The organism is Rufibacter tibetensis, from assembly GCF_001310085.1.
Taxonomy (GTDB): domain Bacteria; phylum Bacteroidota; class Bacteroidia; order Cytophagales; family Hymenobacteraceae; genus Nibribacter; species Nibribacter tibetensis.
The window spans coordinates 847,054-865,409 of record NZ_CP012643.1; the positions used below are offsets into that span (position 1 = coordinate 847,054).

Annotated in this window: 17 protein-coding genes; 6 read left to right on the forward strand and 11 right to left on the reverse strand. The window is 49.2% G+C overall.

Features of this window, described 5'->3' with window-relative positions:
- Positions 1 to 104 precede the first annotated feature (104 nt).
- The 3 genes from DC20_RS03245 to DC20_RS03255 are packed head-to-tail and all read right to left on the reverse strand — an operon-like array spanning position 105 to position 2,630.
- Entirely contained in the window at positions 105 to 1,211 is a 1,107-nt protein-coding gene (locus DC20_RS03245; RefSeq protein ID WP_062542519.1) for a DegT/DnrJ/EryC1/StrS family aminotransferase, read from the reverse strand.
- Positions 1,212 to 1,239: 28 nt separating this feature from the next.
- Positions 1,240 to 2,172 (reverse strand): GNAT family N-acetyltransferase, encoded by a 933-nt coding sequence (locus DC20_RS03250; RefSeq protein ID WP_062542520.1) that lies wholly within the window; start codon positions 2,170 to 2,172, stop codon positions 1,240 to 1,242.
- A gap of 53 nt (positions 2,173 to 2,225) precedes the next feature.
- Entirely contained in the window at positions 2,226 to 2,630 is a 405-nt protein-coding gene (locus DC20_RS03255; protein WP_062542521.1) for a sugar 3,4-ketoisomerase, read from the reverse strand.
- A 109-nt stretch (positions 2,631 to 2,739) separates the two neighbouring features.
- On the opposite strand from DC20_RS03255, the gene DC20_RS03260 reads away from it, so the two are divergent.
- From DC20_RS03260 to corA, 3 genes are all read left to right on the forward strand, one after another.
- On the forward strand, positions 2,740 to 3,645 hold the full coding sequence (locus DC20_RS03260; RefSeq protein WP_071885369.1) for a hypothetical protein: 906 nt from the start codon (positions 2,740 to 2,742) through the stop codon (positions 3,643 to 3,645).
- A 73-nt stretch (positions 3,646 to 3,718) separates the two neighbouring features.
- A complete protein-coding gene (locus tag DC20_RS03265; RefSeq protein ID WP_062542523.1) occupies positions 3,719 to 4,315 on the forward strand; it encodes an IMPACT family protein in 597 nt (198 codons plus the stop codon).
- Between the two features lie 129 nt (positions 4,316 to 4,444).
- Entirely contained in the window at positions 4,445 to 5,569 is a 1,125-nt protein-coding gene (gene corA, locus DC20_RS03270) for a magnesium/cobalt transporter CorA (RefSeq protein WP_062542524.1), read from the forward strand.
- Positions 5,570 to 5,688: 119 nt separating this feature from the next.
- On the opposite strand, the gene DC20_RS03275 is transcribed toward corA, so the two are convergent.
- The 6 genes from DC20_RS03275 to DC20_RS03300 all read right to left on the reverse strand — a co-directional run bounded on the left by DC20_RS03275 (position 5,689) and on the right by DC20_RS03300 (position 14,746).
- Positions 5,689 to 7,134: a TolC family protein gene (locus tag DC20_RS03275; protein ID WP_062542525.1), complete on the reverse strand. Its 1,446-nt coding sequence runs from the start codon at positions 7,132 to 7,134 to the stop codon at positions 5,689 to 5,691.
- Positions 7,131 to 8,507, reverse strand: coding sequence for an HlyD family secretion protein (locus DC20_RS03280; protein ID WP_062542526.1), 1,377 nt, complete (start codon positions 8,505 to 8,507; stop codon positions 7,131 to 7,133). Before DC20_RS03280 ends, DC20_RS03275 begins: the two co-directional genes overlap by 4 nt.
- A complete protein-coding gene (locus tag DC20_RS03285) occupies positions 8,507 to 10,231 on the reverse strand; it encodes a peptidase domain-containing ABC transporter (protein ID WP_071885370.1) in 1,725 nt (574 codons plus the stop codon). The genes DC20_RS03280 and DC20_RS03285 overlap by 1 nt, the downstream gene beginning before the upstream one ends.
- On the reverse strand, positions 10,231 to 10,938 hold the full coding sequence (locus DC20_RS03290) for a TetR/AcrR family transcriptional regulator (protein WP_062542528.1): 708 nt from the start codon (positions 10,936 to 10,938) through the stop codon (positions 10,231 to 10,233). Before DC20_RS03290 ends, DC20_RS03285 begins: the two co-directional genes overlap by 1 nt.
- A gap of 257 nt (positions 10,939 to 11,195) precedes the next feature.
- The gene (locus DC20_RS03295; RefSeq protein WP_062542529.1) at positions 11,196 to 11,807 is read right to left on the reverse strand and encodes a YceI family protein; all 612 of its coding nucleotides are present in this window, start codon (positions 11,805 to 11,807) and stop codon (positions 11,196 to 11,198) included.
- A gap of 233 nt (positions 11,808 to 12,040) precedes the next feature.
- Complete coding sequence (locus DC20_RS03300; protein WP_062542530.1) at positions 12,041 to 14,746, reverse strand: hypothetical protein; 2,706 nt, start codon at positions 14,744 to 14,746, stop codon at positions 12,041 to 12,043.
- A 231-nt stretch (positions 14,747 to 14,977) separates the two neighbouring features.
- Here DC20_RS03300 and dtd point away from each other — a divergent pair, with 231 nt between their 5' ends.
- Together dtd and DC20_RS03310 are read left to right on the forward strand one after the other, a co-directional pair.
- Positions 14,978 to 15,430 carry a D-aminoacyl-tRNA deacylase gene (gene dtd / locus DC20_RS03305; RefSeq protein ID WP_062542531.1) on the forward strand — a complete coding sequence of 151 codons (453 nt, stop codon included), beginning with the start codon at positions 14,978 to 14,980 and terminating at the stop codon, positions 15,428 to 15,430.
- A 143-nt stretch (positions 15,431 to 15,573) separates the two neighbouring features.
- On the forward strand, positions 15,574 to 15,900 hold the full coding sequence (locus DC20_RS03310; protein WP_062542532.1) for a nucleotide pyrophosphohydrolase: 327 nt from the start codon (positions 15,574 to 15,576) through the stop codon (positions 15,898 to 15,900).
- Between the two features lie 87 nt (positions 15,901 to 15,987).
- Here the strand turns inward: DC20_RS03310 and DC20_RS03315 are convergent, their stop codons facing one another.
- Both DC20_RS03315 and gcvT read right to left on the reverse strand, forming a co-directional pair.
- Positions 15,988 to 16,695, reverse strand: a complete 708-nt coding sequence (locus tag DC20_RS03315) for a 2-phosphosulfolactate phosphatase (RefSeq protein ID WP_062542533.1) — start codon at positions 16,693 to 16,695, stop codon at positions 15,988 to 15,990.
- A gap of 172 nt (positions 16,696 to 16,867) precedes the next feature.
- Positions 16,868 to 17,962: a glycine cleavage system aminomethyltransferase GcvT gene (gene gcvT / locus DC20_RS03320; RefSeq protein WP_062542534.1), complete on the reverse strand. Its 1,095-nt coding sequence runs from the start codon at positions 17,960 to 17,962 to the stop codon at positions 16,868 to 16,870.
- A 120-nt stretch (positions 17,963 to 18,082) separates the two neighbouring features.
- On the opposite strand from gcvT, the gene DC20_RS22775 reads away from it, so the two are divergent.
- Positions 18,083 to 18,250, forward strand: a complete 168-nt coding sequence (locus tag DC20_RS22775; RefSeq protein WP_157593033.1) for a hypothetical protein — start codon at positions 18,083 to 18,085, stop codon at positions 18,248 to 18,250.
- The last annotated feature ends 106 nt before the right edge of the window (positions 18,251 to 18,356 follow it).

The window sequence follows — 18,356 nt, forward strand, 5'->3', positions numbered from 1 at the left end:
GGCAATACCGGTTGTAAAGCGCTAAGGCCCTCTGGAGGAAGAGGTCGCTTTAGCGTCATTATCTAAAAACCAGCTTTAAAATAGGCTGGTAAAAAGAAGGCTTCTTAGGGGAAGAAGGATTTCAATTGCTCCACCACATATTCCTGCTCTGAATCTGTCATGCCCGGGAACAATGGAAGGCTGAGGCTGGTGGAAGCTAATTCTTCGGTAAGCGGAAAGTCACCTTGCCTGTAGCCTAAGTGTTGGTAGGATGGCTGTAGATGGGGCGGGACAGGGTAATGAACCAAGGTCTGAATGCCTTTCTTCTGCAGGAACACTTGTAATGCTTCCCGGCGGTTAGTGCGCACAACGTAGAGGTGGTAAATATGGTCATTCGGTCCAGCAGGAGCCACTGGCAAAATCAAATCACCAATGCCTGCCAGAGCTTCGTGGTATTGGCTAGCTAAGCGTTTTCGCACTGCATTTAACTCATTCAAACAGGAGAGCTTCACAGATAAAACAGCTGCCTGCAGGGAGTCTAAACGAGAGTTGATGCCCACTTGGGCATACTCATACCGCCGTGACTGCCCATAGTTATGGTACTGGCGTACCCAATGAGCTATAGCAGCATCTTGGGTAACCACAGCTCCCCCATCTCCCACGGCACCTAAATTTTTGGTAGGGTAGAAACTGGTAGCATTTACTTTCCCGAACGTGCCTACTGGCTTTCCTCCATATAAAGTTCCCTGCGCCTGCGCGAAATCTTCTACCAACTCCATGCCATGGTTACGGCATAGGGTCAAAAGCGCATCTAACTCACAACTCTGGCCATACAAATGGATGGGTAACACTACCTTGGTTCTTGGGGTAATCACTGGCCCAACGGTTTCAGCGGTGATGTTATAGGTGTGCCCGTCCGGCTCGGCAAATACAGGTTTGGCTCCCACTTGCTGCACGGCATTGATGGTGGCGATGTATCCATTAGCTGGAACCACCACTTCGTCACCAGAACCAACTCCCAAAGTACGAAGGCTAATCACCAAGGCATCGTATCCGTTACCAACGCCAATGACATCTCCCCCACCCAAATACTGTCCAAATTCTTCTTCAAAGGCGGTAACAGAAGGACCCAGGATCAACTGGTTTTTCCGCAATTCTGTTAGAAGTGCTTCCTCTATCCGCTGCTGAAGCCCAACCGGAAAATCACGAAATGTAAAAAAAGGAACGTGCATACCTCAATGACTTGTTAGTAACTCAGCTTTAGTTAAAAGAAAGCAGGTACTGTTCCTGCAACATAGCCCGGGCACCCATGCTTTCCTTAAAGTAATAAAGACTTTCATTGATGTACGTGCCGTCCTGTGAAGAACCAAAGCTGAAAAAGTGCTTCGTCCCGCGGAACTTGTTAAAAATAGAATCTAACAAAAAAGGAAGCGCGCGAAGCTTCTTTCCTTCTGGAGTCATGCCTAGATATTGCGCATGTACCACCTGTCCAGAAATATAGAGAACAGCCCCTCCCAGAAGCTTTTCGTTTTGATAGACCCCGTACAAGAGAATGTTTTCTGGGAACAGGGTAGCCAGCTTGATCATTTCAGCCGGACTGTGGGCTGGTTGCAGTCCATATTTTTCCTGAAGCAGATCTTTCATGATGCCCATAAATCCTTCCCATTCCTGACATTCACGTACCTGAAGCCTATGGGTGTGCGCTTTTTTAATAGACCACTTTACCCCCCGGTAATACTCTACCGGAGGAGCTGACAAGTTAATTACGCTTATTAAATCACGCTCTACCATCTCTGATCCTAGTTGGGTTAATACCGCCACATCTTCACAAGCCGGTATCTGGTGGTAACAGGAAGGAATGGCTTTATAAAAAATGGTGCATACTTTCTGCTCTTTCAAAAAGTGCTTCAGGGCGTCAAAAACTTCTCGCATAAGAGAGAAGGTCATAGCAGCATCACATAAAATGCCGCCAAACGTAAGTCCCTTGTGGCTGGACAGACAGCCCTCCTCTAAGTGGGCAGGCAAAATAGCCATTAACTTCTGGTTCTTGAAAAACAACAAAGACGCATCCTGGAACCGGTGCTTATGGTATTCCATGTAACGCCTTTTGAACATGAAATGCCCGTTCTTCGCCTTTTCTACAAAGGCATCCCACTCCATTTCATGCGCTGCGTTATAAGGAAGAACCAGCATGTTTTCTAGATTACTTTGTGGCAATTAGCGGTACGTTGGGTCAGTAAATGCACCTATTCAGAAATCAGGTTTTGAAACTCTTCATAACTTCTGATGTAGTCCGCTTCCTCAAAATGAGTGGAAGTGCTACAGCAAAGAAGCGAATTAGGTGCCGGGTGAACAGTAATCCAACAAAAGGGAGGTATGTACAGCCCTTGGGCAGGAGAAGTTAACACAAAGGTGTTGGTTCCTTTGGCCGTTTCCGTTTCTACCCGTACACTCCCTTGTAAAACCACCAGCAATTCCTTTGTGGTGCGATGGGCATGGCCGCCGCGTTCCGCGCCCTGATCAGAGGCAAAAACCCAGAATACCCGTTTTACATCAAAGGGCAACCCAGTGGCATCTTGGGTAGAAATCAGGGTACCGGCGCTGTCAGGCAGGTGCAGGAAGGAAAGCAGGTATGGTTCTGAAGGCAACATTATCTGCGAAGTTACGCAAAGCAGAGCAATTCCGATTGCCCTGTTGCGGTAGCCGCCGTTGCCTTGCCTCGGGTTTTGATATTTTGGAGCCCTTTTGCTAGATACACGCATGATTTACCTGCTGCTTTGTATTCTGTTTAACACCCTGCTGGTCTTTATCTTCAAACTGTACCACCGGTTTGGAGTGCGCACCTTCCAGGCCATTGTGGTCAATTATGTAGTGTGCCTGTTCACGGGAGCAGCTTTCGCGGTTGAGGACCTTAGAGTATTGGTGCAAAACCTGGGTGAACCATGGATGCTGGCCAGCTGGGCTTTGGGCAGCTTATTCATCGGTTCCTTTTATCTGGTGGCGGTGGCCGCACAGAAAATCGGCGTTGCCGCCACTACGGTGGCCATGAAAATATCGCTGGTAATTCCGGTGCTGTTCAGTTTATTAATGCTACAAAATGGCCTGAAACAGTATACCCTCCTAAACTACACAGGAATGGTCCTTGCGTTGGTAGCCGTGGTACTTACTTCCCGCCGAGCCAATTTAGAAGATGCAAAAGAGGCTACAAAAAGGGCTTGGGTCCTTCCGTTAGTGGTTTTTCTGGCAGCGGGACTAGGCGATGTGATTATTAATTTTACCAATGACCAGTTGTTGCAATCACATCAGGCAGGGGCATTTACCATTTCTACGTTTCTAGCCTCGGCAGTGATTGGAGTGATCGTGCTTTTGTATAGCTCCTTTGCACAGAAGGTTCCGTTTGAAAGAAAGAGCCTGGTGGCCGGAGTAGCACTAGGTGTTCCTAATTACTTTTCCATCTTCTTTTTGGTACAAGCGCTTTTTGCGTTCCAGAACGATGGGGCGTTTCTGTACCCGGTCAACAACATCGGTATTATCCTGCTGGGCACATTGGGCGGCATCTTGTTTTTTGGTGAACGGCTCAGCCGAGTCAATTGGCTGGGAATGGCTCTTGCCATTGTGGCCCTGCTCTTAATGTCCTACCAGGAAATCAGAAACGCACTGTTTTAAAGGCGTTTTTCAGAAAATCGGCTTTAAAACAGTGCGTCCTGCTTATTCCAAATGATTCGTACTTTTGTTTTCCATGAGCGAGGACACCTACCGCACCATAGCCGCGCCCGTAGAGGGTTTGTACAAAGAGAAAGGCAGCAAGTTCATATCCAAAGCTTACCCTGTACGCACCGAGGAAGAGGTAAAAGAGATTCTACAATCCCTCAAAAAAGAGTACTTTGATGCCCGTCACCATTGTTATGCGTACTTACTGGGCGCAAACCGGGCCACGTACCGCGCCAATGATGATGGCGAGCCCAACCATTCTGCCGGAGATCCTATTTTGGGCCAGATCAGATCAGCGGGGCTGAGCAATGTACTGGTGGTGGTGATCCGGTATTTTGGTGGAATTAAGTTGGGAGTTGGCGGTCTCATTCACGCTAACAAAACCGCTACTGCCGAGGCATTGGAACAGGCGCAGGTGGTGGAACGCCACGAAACCACTTTCCTAATCGTTGAGTTTGGCTATGAGCAAATGAATGAGATCATGAAAGTGGTCAAAGACTATGATTTGCCTGTGCGCCAGCAGGACTTCAACGTAGATTGCCGCCTCACCGTAGAGGTGCGTACTGGTTTGGCTCCGCAGATAGAGGCGCTATTCCAGAAGAACGGGCGTTTGCTGGAGCTATAATCAGGTTTCTCCGGTTCGTTTAAATCCTGTTTTCAGAAAATCAGGCACAAAACAGGCTTATCATTATCTTTCTGAAATTCGTATCAGGTGAGCCTCTTGGGCTTCTTTCAATTTAGCACACCAAACCCCATGCGCATCCTTCCCAACCTAAGACAACCTACCAAGAACATTTTAGACCGGAAAGTGGGTCAAAAACCCGGCTCCCTGACTATTTCAGCCGAGGCGCTTCCTCCGCGTCTTTTCCTGGTTTCTTTCGATGACAAGCATTGCGACATCAGGGAATTTGAAAGCTATGATGCGCTTATGGGAGCCTTTCACGCGGCCCCGGAGATTAGGCATTGGATTGACGTGCGCGGCTACGGGAACCAGGCATTGCTGGAACGCATGATGGTAGATTTTCGCATCCATCCGCTGCAAATGGAAGACGTGGTCAATGACTACCAGCGCCCCAAGGTAGAAGAAGATCACAACCGCCTGTTCATAGTCTCCCGAATGATTGCCTTTACCCCGCAGCATGAATTGGATGATGACCAGTTGTCCATCTTCACGGGTCCCAATTATGTGCTCACGTTTCAAAGTGATTACGAAGATTGCCTGGATCCATTGCGCGAGCGCATTAAAGCGGGCAAAGGAGCCATCCGGAAGAAAACATCCATGTACCTGGCCTACGCCATGATGGACGTGGTGCTGGACCACTACTTTCCCGCCATGGCTTCCTTAGGCGAATACGCCGAGGAACTGGAGGATTGCCTCTTTGAAAACCCTTCCAAAAAGCTTTTAAGCCAAATCCTTGACCTGAAACGCGAAGTAGTTAAAATACGGCGGATTGTCTGGCCTGAGCGTGATAAAATAAACGAGATCCTCAGGATGGACGAGAGCATGGTGCCCCATGAACTGAAGATTTACTTTAAAGACATTTACGACCACGCCATCCAACTCATTGACCTGGTAGACAATTACAAAGAGATTACCAGCAGCCTAACCGACCTGTATTTGTCTAACGTGAGCAACCGCATGAACGAGGTCATGAAGGTGTTGACCATTATCTCCACCATCTTTATTCCGTTAAGTTTTATTGTGGGTCTATACGGCATGAACTTCTCCCGCGAAAACCCCAAAGGCGGCATCAATCCCTTGAACATGCCTGAGTTGTACCATCCCTACGGCTATGTCTCTCTTCTGTGTTTTATGGGCTTGGTAGTATCTGGAATGGTCTATTACTTCTACCGCAAAGGCTGGCTCACCAAGGTGTAACTTATTCTTATCTGGTTTAAAGCTTGTTCCAAAGAACCTGGCTAAAAACCATTGACAAGGCTACTCTACCCAGTTTATAAGGGCAGTTCTAGAGCCCGTGAACAAGAAAGAGCAAAACTTTACCGCATGGAAATTCCTGCCATATCAGAACCGAGGTTTCCGGCGGCCCACTGGAGGTAGTATTTGGCTTTCCCGTATTTGCTTTTAAGTTCGTAGAGTTTGATCTGTTGGGTGAGTAGGTTCATTTCGCGGGTGTTTACTAAAAACAGGGAGCTTTCCCCGCTTTCAAACCGTTGCTGCTCGCCGTTTCGCAGGAACTCATTGCTAACGATGATCTGCTCCTGCAGAGTAATCTGGTCTTCCAGCATGAGGCGCTCGTTGTAAGCAGCCTGCACTAGGTTTTGGGTCTCGCGGGTGGTCTGCTGCAGTTCCAGCCTTGTCGCGTTTAGCTTGAGGCGTGTCACCTGCAGTTTTCCCCGCTCCTGCCGCAGGAAAAGAGGAAAACTGAAACTGGCTCCCAGTTTGTAATTGTCAGAAGCATACCGCTCCTCCAGCCAACTGCGGCTCATAGAGCTGCCGGCCCCAATCAGGTTGTACTCCAAATTAAGTTTAGGGAGCAGTTTGTTTTGGGAGAACCGCCGCTCTACCTCCAATTGCCTTACTTTTACCTGCAGTTTGGCTACCTCCGGATGCCGGTCCCGGGCATTGCCCAGAAAGAACGCAAGTTCCCCATCCGTAAGTGGTTCCGGCTCTGTGCCCAGCAAAGAAGGTTTCACCCCTTCAGGTAATTCCAGAGGAGTGTTGTTTTCGCCCCACAGGAAGTTGGATACCAGCAGCGCAGCGTTCTGGCTTTCTGTACGCGCCTGAAAAAGCAAAGCTTGCCGGTTCTGGACCTCCATTTGGGCTTCTACAGAGTCAATGGCCGCCAAGTCTCCTTGCCGTACCCGTTCTTTCACCGCTTGTAGCCGCACCTGGGCTAACTGGAAGCCTTGTTCCAACAAGGCGCGGCGCTGGTAAGCGTAGGCCCAGTCCCAGTAAGCTTTGGCTGCTTCCAAAAGTAATTTGTTAATGGTTTTCACCCGATCCGCTTCGGCTAACTCCTGGGCCTGCCGGGCAAGAGCCAACGTAGCCCGCCGTTCATCCATCAACAAACCCTGGGCCAGCGGCACAGAAATGCCCACATAGGAAAGTCCATCGCGGGGTGTGATGTTCTCCCCGTTCACATTCACTCCGCTGTTGCGTTCATAACCGGCCTTCAGTTCCCCAATCCAGAGAGGCACTTTCAAGACGTTGTCCCAGAGCGTAAAATAGTTTTTACCGCCCAGCTCCTTTTTGTAATACTTGGCGGCCAATACGGGGTCAAAGGCTCCGCGGGCCATGAGGATCTCCTGCCGCGCCTGCTCTGATAGCTGCTCAGCTTGCCGGGCCACCGGATGGCGCCAGGCAATCTGCTCCATGAAATCATGGATGGTAAACACCGCTGTGCTGTCTGCTGCCTGCGTTGGAAAATACCAAAGCAGCAAACCACATAGTAGGGCACTATAAATCATTCGGCTGCTTTTCATTTCTCTTCTTGCCCCTTTGCTGCCTTCTCTTTCTTTCCTTCCTTAGAGCTGTTTTGAGCCCCGTTTACATAATCAGGCGGGAAAGCATTCAACTGCCGCCAGAGCTCATACCAGATGGGAACATCGTTGAGCATGGCCCACCCGTACGCTCCAGATCCTACCAGAATGGCCTCAGGCCAGGGAGTTCCCTCAGGGTCTGGCACCACCAATATCCGGTAGTTACCCTCGCTGTTCATGTTGTCTATCACGGCCACCTTGCCCCCGAACGTTCCGAACCCAACATTGGGCCATCCGGAGAACACCAAGGCAGGCCACCCTTCAAATTGTAAGCGCACGTTTCGTCCTACCTCCAGCAAGGGCACATCCATGGCTTTCATGTACAGTTCCACGGCCAGTTGTGGGTTGGCCGGCATAATGCTGCAAATGGCCTCTCCTTCTTTGATGGTTTCACCAAGCCCGGCTTTCAACGTTCTCACCACTACCCCATCCTGCGGCGCGGTCACTTGGTAAAAGGAATTCCTGATTTCAGTATTGGCATATTCGTTTTTCAGTTTGGAAAGCTCACCCTTGCTGTCATTCACGTAAGCCAGGGTGGAATTCAGGTCTGAGCGGGCTTTGGAGATTTTATCCTGGTACTCGGCTTCCAAAGAGGAAAGCTCCAGACGCGCGTTCTGCTGCTCATTTCGGCTGATGTTGAGCTTGTTTTGGGTGCTCTGCAACTTGGCTTGCATTTCCTGAAACTTAAGACGCCGGCTTTCTAGCTCGGTCAACGATTTAAGGCCTTGCTGAAAAAGCTTTTCCTGACGCCCGTATTGCGCCTGTGCAATCTCAAACTCAGCTTTGATAGCCACTAAGTCTGCACTGTCACTCTGTACTTTTAAATACGCCTGGCGGGTTTTATTGCGCGCTTTTTGTAAGCTGAACTGTAAGCCCTCCTGCAGGGCCACAATCTGTTGGGAGAGCGCAGCGGCTTTGTTTTGGGTGGCTTCCAGACTTCCCTCCTTGGCCTGCAACTGTTCCTGCATCCGGGTGAGTAACTGAGGGTCAAAGTATTTCTCCTTCACCTCAGAGAGTATCACCAGCGTATCGCCTTTCTTTACTTTCTGCCCTTCCTGCACCCGCCACTGTTCAATGCGCCCGGCAATGGTACTCTGCACCGTTTGGGGCCGATCTTGAGGTTGCAACGTGGTCACGGCCCCGGCCGACCGGATGTTTTGGGTCCAGGGGAGCCAGCAGGCAATGAACAGCAGGACAAAAAAGCCCAGGCACCAATACGCCATTACTCTGGCCAGTTTTGGTTTACTCACGTGCCTAAAAGAATCATATTGTTCCCAGGCAAGCGGAAGTGTGGAAGTGGAGGTTTGCTTCGCCATTACACAAACTGGTTTAATTCCTCAACTGAGGCTTTTTCACTTAAAATTTCTCTTTTCACCTTTCCGTTTTCAAGTAAAATCACCCGGTTGCAGAGGCGCATCATGGCTGGATCATTGGAGATCACAACCACGGTCCAGGGCAACTCCTCCCCTAACAACCGCTGTCCAATACGTTCCCGAAGGGCTTTGTTGACAGCGGGCAGAAAGTGGTCCAGCAAAAGTAGTTTGGGTTTTCGCGCAATGCTTCGGGCCAAGGCAAACCGCTGAGCAACCCCTTCCGGTATGGTAGGAGAATGGCTCCGGATCACCGTATAAAGCCCATCTGGCTGGGCCTGCACATAATCAGACAACTCCACGGTCTCTAATGCCCATAACACGTCATCCAAGGTAACTTCAGGCTGGCCCATGGTAATGTTTTCCAGGATGGTACCTTCAAACAAAAGGCTGGGCAACAAATACACCCCGGTTTGCTCCTGAATGGCCTCCGGATTATAATCCTGCAGGGACAGACCATTGTACACGACAGTGCCTTCATAGTCCGTCAGGATACCTGCCATTACCTGCAGTAAGGTAGACCTACCCGCCTCATGGGTACCTGCCAGGCAGATCTTGTCACCGGGTGCTCCTGAAAAGCTGATTCCCTGTAAAGCATGTTTTCTGGCACCAGCATAGCGGAAAGCCACTTCCTTTACCTGAATGGCAACGCCTTGCTGGCTGGAAGGTGTTTCTCTTACCTGAGCTTGGGTTTCCTCCATAGGCAGGTCTGTCACGCTCCCCAACTTTTCCAGGCTGGTCAATACATCATATACCACATCCAGCTTCACCAGCAGTTTTTCCACGGCACTAATGATGAGAATGATGATGATTTCTGAAGCTACAAACTGGCCCAAGTTTATTTCCTGGTTCACCAGCAGCAAACTGCCCATGAGCAGCAAGCCCGCCGTAATAATCGTTTTAAAACCCACAAACCCGATGTACTGTGAGATCAACACCTTAAAGTGCGCATCTCTGGCTTTCAAGTAGCCACTGGTATAGGCATCGGTCTTGGTGAGCGAGAGCCGTTCATGTGATGCAGACTTGAAAACGGTGATATTGCGCGCCATCTCCTCCAACCAGTTCACCAACCGGTATTTGTATTTTGACTCTTCCAGGCTAGTGCGCATTCCGCGGGGGCTGGAGAGCCTAAGCAAAAGCACCAGCAGGGTGATCAGCACCAAACCGAAGAAGATAAAATAGGAATGGTAAAAGGAGAGCAACACCAGCCCAAACAGAATCTGAATGGCCGCCGCCGAAAAATCGGTCAACATCTTGGCCAAGCCTTTCTGCAAGGAAATCACGTCAAAGAACCGGTTCATCATCTCGGGTAGGTTGTGCGATGCCAGCTGATTTCCCTTGATTTTGGTTAAATGGGTTGTAAACTGAAAAGCTTTAGTAGCAAAGATGCGCTGCTGAATATGCTCTACCAAGGAAAGTTGCATCACCTGCAGGCCGCCTACCACCACCACACCCAGTACAATAAATATAATCAGCACTGTCACGGAGGTCACTAATTGTCCGCCAGACACAAACCCGATCAGGCTTTGGATGCCCAGCGGCAAAGAGAGGTTCACCAGACCAGAGAAAATGGCATAGAGGTAAATGTACCCGATCACCTTCTGTTCAGAGGAGAGCACTTCCAGCAAACGCTTGAAGGGAGTTGGTTTTAAAGTTGTTTGAGTCGCCATTACTTACTATTGGAGGTGGAGGATACGGCAACGTTCCCAATGAGGGCAAAGGCCAGATGGTTCAAGAAGGTTGTCAAACTGTTTTCTTCTCCGTTGTTCAGCTTCACCTCTGTAAGGCGGGGAAGGTGCTGCGCGAAGAACAGATGCTTACGTGCCGCTTCAAAGAGCGTGCTCACCAAAGCATGCGGAAAAGGATAGTCTGGGTTAATCTCCAGCACCACCAGCGCCATCTTGTGGCACAAGTTTTTGTAATCCTGGAACAAGCCGTCTTTGTTGTCGTTGTCCACTTCCTTGGTGAGGTAGGCCTTAGAAGCTTCCAGTACTACAATGCGGGCCAGGGCATGTACGTCATTGTACATATCCAACGGTTCTCCCTCCCTGTTATCGGCAAGAATAGAAATGAAGATTCGTAGCCTCTCAACCGGATCTTTCACGTTGTGGGTCTGGTAGCTGATGCGGTAATCCAACCAGTTCCAGTACCATGATACCAGGTAGAGCAGCAGTTTGTGCTTGTTCTCAAAGTACCGGTACACCGATGCCTCTGTGGAGTTTATCTGCTGCGCGAGCTTTTTAAAGGTGAATAACTCAAAACCCAATTCATCTATCAACCGGATACTTTCCTTAAAGATAGTCCTACCCAATTCGGTCTGTTCCGGGTCTCGCAGGAAAAGCTTTTCATTTAACCTGATTCTGATGGTGGCGCTCATGGTTCCCTCTTTGCTGACTTGCTAATATTACCCTCAAAGTTAATAGTAATACTATCAACAGCAATACGATTACCATCTCATTTTTCTATTTAGATCGAAATTCATGAATGACACCGAAGCAAAGCTTACTACTTCTCTGCATTTGAAACCTTTGTAATCAGGAAAAGAGGAGTTTTTAGGAAAACAGCCTATAAAAAGAAACCCTGCAAACGGCTTTCGCGCATCTGCAGGGTTCTCAACATGAAAAACGGGTGAGATTATTTTTTAGCTACTTGGTCTCTTTGGGCTACCAAGTCAACAGTCAGGTCGAAATCGTTGCTGATGGCTTTGTCACCTAAGTTGTCAAAGAAAGAACCTGAACCGTATTTGATGTCATATTTGGTTCTGTCTACTTTGATGTTGGCTTTGGCTTTGATCTGGTTTCCAGCGTGAGTGATAGTAGCTGGGAATTGAACCGGGTTTTTAATGCCTTTGATGGTTAAATCACCGTTCACCAGGTACTGACCTTTGGTTTTAGTAGGAGTCACTTTCGTGATTACCAAAGTAGAAGTTGGGTACTTGGCAGTTCCGAAGAAATCATCAGACTTTAAGTGACCTACCAGGTTGCCGTTCATTTTGGCATCAGTGATGTCAGTACAAACAATAGAAGCCATGTCCATGGTGAAAGAACCACCTAAGATGTTCTTGCTGTCGCTGGTCAGTTTGCCATCGGCAATGCTGATCACGCCACTGTGCTCGCCAGTTACCTTAGTACCTTTCCAGGCAACTTTAGACTGGTTCTTTACTACTTTGTACTCAACGCCTTTGCCAGCGAAGGCGAATGTAACCAACGCTACCAGCGCTGCTAATACAGTGTTTCTAAGTTTCATTTCTGTTTTGGGTAATTGTTTAACCTGTGCAAATGTATAAACAATTAATGTATATACATACGTTGGGTGAAAATATTTTTAAATTATTTTTCAAAAAGGCCCTAATTCCTCTGTAGGACACTTTTAAAGCCAGTTATGGAAGAAATATATTTTCTGGTGGATTGAAAAGCTCTTACTGTTTAGAAGCTATTTTCTGTAAACAGTCCTATAATAGAGGAGCCGCAGATGCAGTTCTAGTTTCGGCCTTGCACAATGGTTTTCTTGAGAGCTTTGTTGTACGTGGAGAAAACGGAGTATTGGTTCTGCACTTCATTGAACCGCACCTCTACCGGGAACCCAGTGTTGATTGGATCCTGACCCAGGGGTTGGGCATGCACATCAAACAGGTATGCCTTACGGGGACCTGTCTCCCAAATGACGTACAGCTTGCGGTCACCCCCAAAGTGAAAGTACTGCACCTCTTTTGGCGAGGAAGTTACAAACCTGCGGTCCAGCAAAAGTTTTCCGTCCTGCCCGAACAAAGCCACCCGACCTGGATCTGAGCGGGCAATAATAAAGGACTTCCCTCCTGCTTCAGGTACTAATTTAAAGGTGCTTCGGCGGTCTGGCCGCAGAAGCTGTTCCCTTTTGGTTACCTCACCCGTCAAGTCAAAGGTGATGATCTCACCGTTCTGGGTGACAGTGGTGAAAAGGGAGCGCCGGAACGAGATGCCTAGTTTAGGAAAGAGACCTGAGCGAAGATTGGTGTTCAGGTTGATGGGGAAGCCCGGATACGGTTCTCCCTGCGCCCCGAAAGCGTGGACATAGCCATTCTCCAGCACCATCAGCAATACGTTGCGCCCGTTCACTTTTACATGCTGCGGCGGCGCGGCCAACCTTCCATCCAAGCGCATGGGCGACCAACCCGGCAGCATGTTGCCCTGCATGTCCAAAATGAAGACATTGCCCAAGTTATCATCGGCCACCAGGTGATAGTCCCCGGTTTTATCGTAGTCAAATACGGTCAGGCGCTGAAGTCGCAGGGAATCGCCTAAGCTAAAAGGGAAGTTTTCCTGCTCTGTCCCGTTCTTATCAATGCAGTGTATGCCGTTGGTAGTAGCGAAAAAGTACTTCAGGCGTTTGTCTCCGCCGTAGGGCAACTGGTGCACAGGCCCAACAACCCGAGCGTTCAGCGAATCAGTCCAGTTGCGGCGCCCTTGGGCAGCCCCAATCCCGTACAAGACCAACGAAGAATCCTGTACCACCAACTCTTCGCTGTTATCAACGGGGTAATGGGTTAGGAAGGGAGGCGAAATCAGACGGTTCTTGAAGTCAAACGTTTCTTCGCGCCGGATGCCTTGCCGCGCAATCACCGTTTTCACCGTTGACTCTTCCTGGTGCCGAAGGATGATGCTGGTGTAATACTGGCTCTCTTTGGCGCTGAACTGAACACTGAAGAAGTTGAATTTCTTTACAATGCTGCTGTTGCTTAACAGGCTGCCCTGTTTCTGGGGGTTCATGGAGCGCAACAACAGGTTCCAGGCATTGCTGGTATTAATGAAAATTCCCAGGTTGTCTTCCTGCTGCGATTCATTTAGCTTAGGCTCCAGCGCCGCCGATTTGCTCCAGACTTTTCCGGCCTCTACTTCGGTCAGCAAAGACCGCATGGTGGCAACATCATCAGTGAAGAGGATGTAGTTGCCCAACGTGGTGTAATAGGTCTGCTCAAAGCCCTTAAAGATCTCGCCGAACAGTTGCTGAGGCAGCTCCCGTGCCGTTAACAACCGAATGATGTTTTTGCCGTGCTTTTCCTGCGTGCCCGCGGTTTGGCCGGGCTGCAGGCGGTTCAGCATTTGTTGGGTCACTAGAGGGTTGGTGGTCTGGGCGAAAAGGATTTTCTCAGCACTGGTTTTAGTGTCATAGGCCTCCAGGTAACACAAGCCCAACTCCCCCGCAAAAGAACTTGAAAGTGAATCTAAGAAAGAGCCGCCTACGGGGCCGGGTTCTTTTCTGAGGGTGCTCATCTGGTTCAGGCCCATGTGCAACACCACTGCCGCCCTTTGAGGTATAATCTCGCGCAGGTTAAAAGTCTTGGCAGGATGTCCCTTGATCCGGCTGTACAAAGAGCCTTCCACAGTCTCAGGGTGTGAGAAGCCGTTCAGAAACAGGCGGTTGTTGTCCAGCTTCAGTTCCAGCATGCTGTTCTTGCACAAACTGCTCAGCAGGTTGATATCGTCCCGCAGATCCTTTTTCAGGAAAACGCCTAATAAATCGGGAACGTGCTGGTAATTGATGAAGACGTTAGCGTAAACGTCGTTCTGGCTCAGGTAATTGGTGTTTTTGTACTCTTTGGCCGGAGACTCCAGTTGGCCTCGGTTTATCTTTCTAATGGTCTCCTCCACCAGCACCGGGCTTGGGCTAATGATCAGGTTATTATGGAAGCTGAAGTATGAGAGATTGCTGTTATTACTTTTATGAATGATGTCTGTGATCTGGAAGCCCTGGTACTCCCTGCTTTCCTGGCGGTACTCCCCTATCTTTCTGAGGTTCTCCATGAGCGTGCGGATGTACCGGTGCTGCCCCACGGTACTCACCGGCACATAATAAATCATTTCAAACTCTGAGCGACCCAGCACGTGCATGGAAACCAGCACATTCTTTTTGGTAAGGAAGTTGCGTAAGGAAGAACGCCCCGTTGAAAGGCTGTCTACCAATGCCAGTTGATCATCTAACCGCAGCACGAACGGCATCTGGGAGACCGTCGTCCACAAATCGGTTTCCTGCAGGTGATCCAAAAACCGGGGAGCGTTGTTTGTTTCTACCACAAAAACGGCATCGTCGGGTACCAGGGTCCAGAGGCTCACCTTTTCGCGCGCCTCCGTCCATTTAGAAAACCCATAGAAGCCCAGCGCCAACAGCACTAAAACACCGCACAGCCAGTAAATCGTCTTTTTCGGCATCCTTAAAGGGTTAGGAAATACAAAAATAACGGAAAAACTGCCGCTTCAGCGATATAGGGGTATAATTTGAAGATTGAGCCCTAAACAGCCCGGCCTGCCGCTTTTCTTTTTATCTTGCCGTTTTCCTGAAGCGTGAAACAGGGCTGCTGAAAAGGAGAAGGAAGCTTCTTTCTTCTATAAACTTGTACTTCAGCCCGATTCCCGCTTAAAGCTACTCTTTTCTATTTCAATATGCGCGTTGTGATTCAGCGGGTGTCTCAGGCATCTGTGACCATTGAAGGAGCCGTGAACGGACAAATTGAGCAGGGGCTTCTGGTGCTGGCAGGCTTCACCGCTTCTGACACTCCCGAGGACCTTGCCTGGACGGCCAAAAAGATAGTCCAGCTCCGGATATTTTCTGATGCCGAAGACAAAATGAATTTGAGCGTGCAAGACGTAAACGGCGGAATTTTGCTTATCAGCCAGTTCACACTCTATGCCCTTACCAAGAAAGGCAACCGTCCCTCCTACATCAACGCCGCTCCTCCCGCTGTGGCCATTCCGTTGTATGAACAGTTTCATGGGGTTTTAGAAAAAGAACTCGGAAAACCCGTGCCCACCGGCATCTTCGGTGCAGACATGAAAGTAGCCCTACTCAACGATGGACCTGTCACCATCACCATTGACTCACAGAACAGAGAGTAGGTAATTGCTGGTTGTTCATTGTTGGTTGTTTTCAACCTGTTTTCCTGAAAATGGTCTGAAAACAACTTCAGCCGCAATCCCGGATTTCTACTCCTAACTCTTCCACAAAAACAACCAACAATTGACAACCAACAACAAATAAGATGACCTTAGAAGAAGCGCAACAAGCCGTAGACACATGGATCAAAGACGTGGGCGTGCGGTATTTCTCAGAACTGACCAACCTGGCAATTCTCACGGAGGAAGTAGGCGAAGTGGCGCGCATCATCGCGCGGCGGTACGGAGACCAGTCGTTCAAGAAAAGTGACGAGGAGGTGGATCTGGGGGCTGAAATGGCCGATGTCCTATTTGTGCTCATCGCGCTGGCAAACCAAACGGGCGTCAACCTCACCGAAGCGTTCGCGAAAGGCATGGAGAAACGCACCTCCCGCGACAAAGACCGTCACCAGAACAATCCTAAACTGAGATAAACCCATTTTAAGAAAGAAGCCTGCTTTGGGCGTGTTTTAGGTAAAACACGCCCAAAGCAGGCTTCTCATTTCTGTATTCTCTTATGCTTATTCTGCAGGCACCAGGAATTCGCCTTTTAGAACAGGCACCACGGTGTACGTATCTTCCTGCAGGCAGAACTCAATGTCTTTCAAGATATGCAACCGCTCCAGACGTTGCACGTGTGATGATTTGGAAAGAAATCCTAGCTTATCTGCTTTGGCAGCCTTATACAAATGATAAGCTGCCAGGGTGGCGTCATGATTTAAAGTAAAGTCACCTTCTAAACGTTCAGCCAAAGCTCCGGCAAACAGGGTATCTTCCAGATTGAAAAGCCCCTTCCAGCCAGCGCACACCACAATTACATCTTTTCCGGCTTTACGCACATACTCTGCCACGGCTCCCACGTTCAGGAAAGCGCCTACCAATACTTCATCAGCCGCCCGTGAAAGCCGGATGGCTTGGGTTCCATTGGTAGTGGTAATGGCCAGCATACGGCCGGTTCTGTCTTCCTCTAGGTAATGGAACGGGGAATTGCCCAGGTCAAATCCTTCAGCCTTAATCCCGTCGCGCTCGGCAGCTACCAGATACCCTAAATCGCGGTATGCCAGGCAGGAATCCAATTCGCTTACGGGGGCAATGTGGGTAATGCCATGCGACAGCGCAGTAACCATGCTGGAGGTAGCGCGCAACACATCAACCGCTACGGCAATCTTTCCGGTTAAATTATACAAAGGCAACAGCTCCGGGCTGAAGCAAACGTCCATTGAAGGCATGATGAAGTAAGTTCTGAATTATGGGTTCTGAGTACTGAGTTGGGCTAAAAAGATTGGCGTTTAGGGACTGCTTTTCTAAAGCGGCCCCTAAACGCCAAAACAGGTTCTGAATCTTGAGCTGAAGAAGTTTACGTGTGTAACTCAGGACTCCTGACTCAAGACTCAGAACTCTTTATACAGTTGGTTTGTAGAAAGGCAGTTTTACTACTTGTGCTTTCAGTTGCTTGTTCCGGACTTTGATGAAGATCTCAGTGCCGGGAGCGGTGTATTCGTTTTGCAGGTAGCCAAGACCCACGCCTTTGCCTAAAGAAGGAGACATGGTACCGGAGGTTACTTCACCAATGGTAGCGCCCTCGGCGTTCACAATCTCATAGTGGCTGCGCGGAATGCCTTGCTCCATCATCTCGAAACCAATAAGTTTGCGGCTCACGCCTTGCTCTTTCTGAGCTTTCAGCGCTTGGGCGTTGGTAAAGTCTTTGTTGAATTTGGTAATCCAACCTAAACCAGCTTCCAACGGAGAAGTAGAGTCGGTGATATCATTGCCGTAGAGGCAGTAACCCATTTCTAAACGCAGGGTGTCACGGGCGCCCAAGCCGATTGGCTTGATTCCGAAGGCAGCGCCAGCTTCCATGATTTTCTGAAAAACCTCTTTTGCGCTTTCGTTGGGTACGTATATCTCAAATCCGCCGGCACCAGTATAACCGGTAGCAGAAATGATCACGTCTGGCTGACCAGCGAAAGTGCCTTTGTCAAAAGTGTAGTACACCATTTTGGTCAGGGCAACCGGGGTGAGGCTCTGGAGAGCTTCGGCAGCTTTAGGTCCTTGCACGGCAAACAAAGACATCTCATCAGAAATGTTCTTCATTTCGACGCCGTTGGTGTTGAATTGGCTTATCCAGTTCCAGTCTTTCTCAATATTAGAGGCATTCACCACCAGCATGTACTCTTCTGGCGCCAGGCAATATACCAGCAGGTCATCTACAATGCCGCCTTCAGCATTGGGCAGGCAGGAGTACTGTATCTTGCCGGGAGTTAGTTTAGAAGCATCATTGGTAGTCACACGCTGAATCAGATCCAGGGCATTAGGCCCAGAAATAAGAAATTCGCCCATGTGCGATACGTCAAAAATACCTACAGCCTTCCGCACCGTGTGGTGCTCGTCTAAATCTGAACTGTAGCGTACGGGCATGTTGTATCCGGCAAAAGGCACCATTTTAGCGCCCAAGGCTTCGTGCACATCATTCAGGGCTATTTTCTTTAATTCCATATAGAATTGGTCTTATGATAATCAAGTGTTAGTAAGGCAAAAGTAGGAAAATAAGGCGGGTTTCTAAACCTTGCCAGCGACCTCTTTCCCTCCTGGTTAGGTCTTTAAACAAGGAAAGGGATGTGTTCCACCGTGAAACCCTCCGTCATACCTAAGGGTACGCATGTTCCTGACATAAGGCAAGCCCAATTGAAGGTGCAGCCACTTGCGGTCTTTGACAAAAGCTATCAGGAACTGTTCAAACTTGTGGTGTATTACCTGCGGGACTGTGCCATGCCATTGGGTTAGGTGCCGGTTGAAGAATTCACTTTCAAGTCTTTGCCTGTGTAAGTACTGCAAAACCCGTACTTTTGCCTGCCGGCTTTCTTTTACAGGAAAGAGCGGCTGTTTCAGT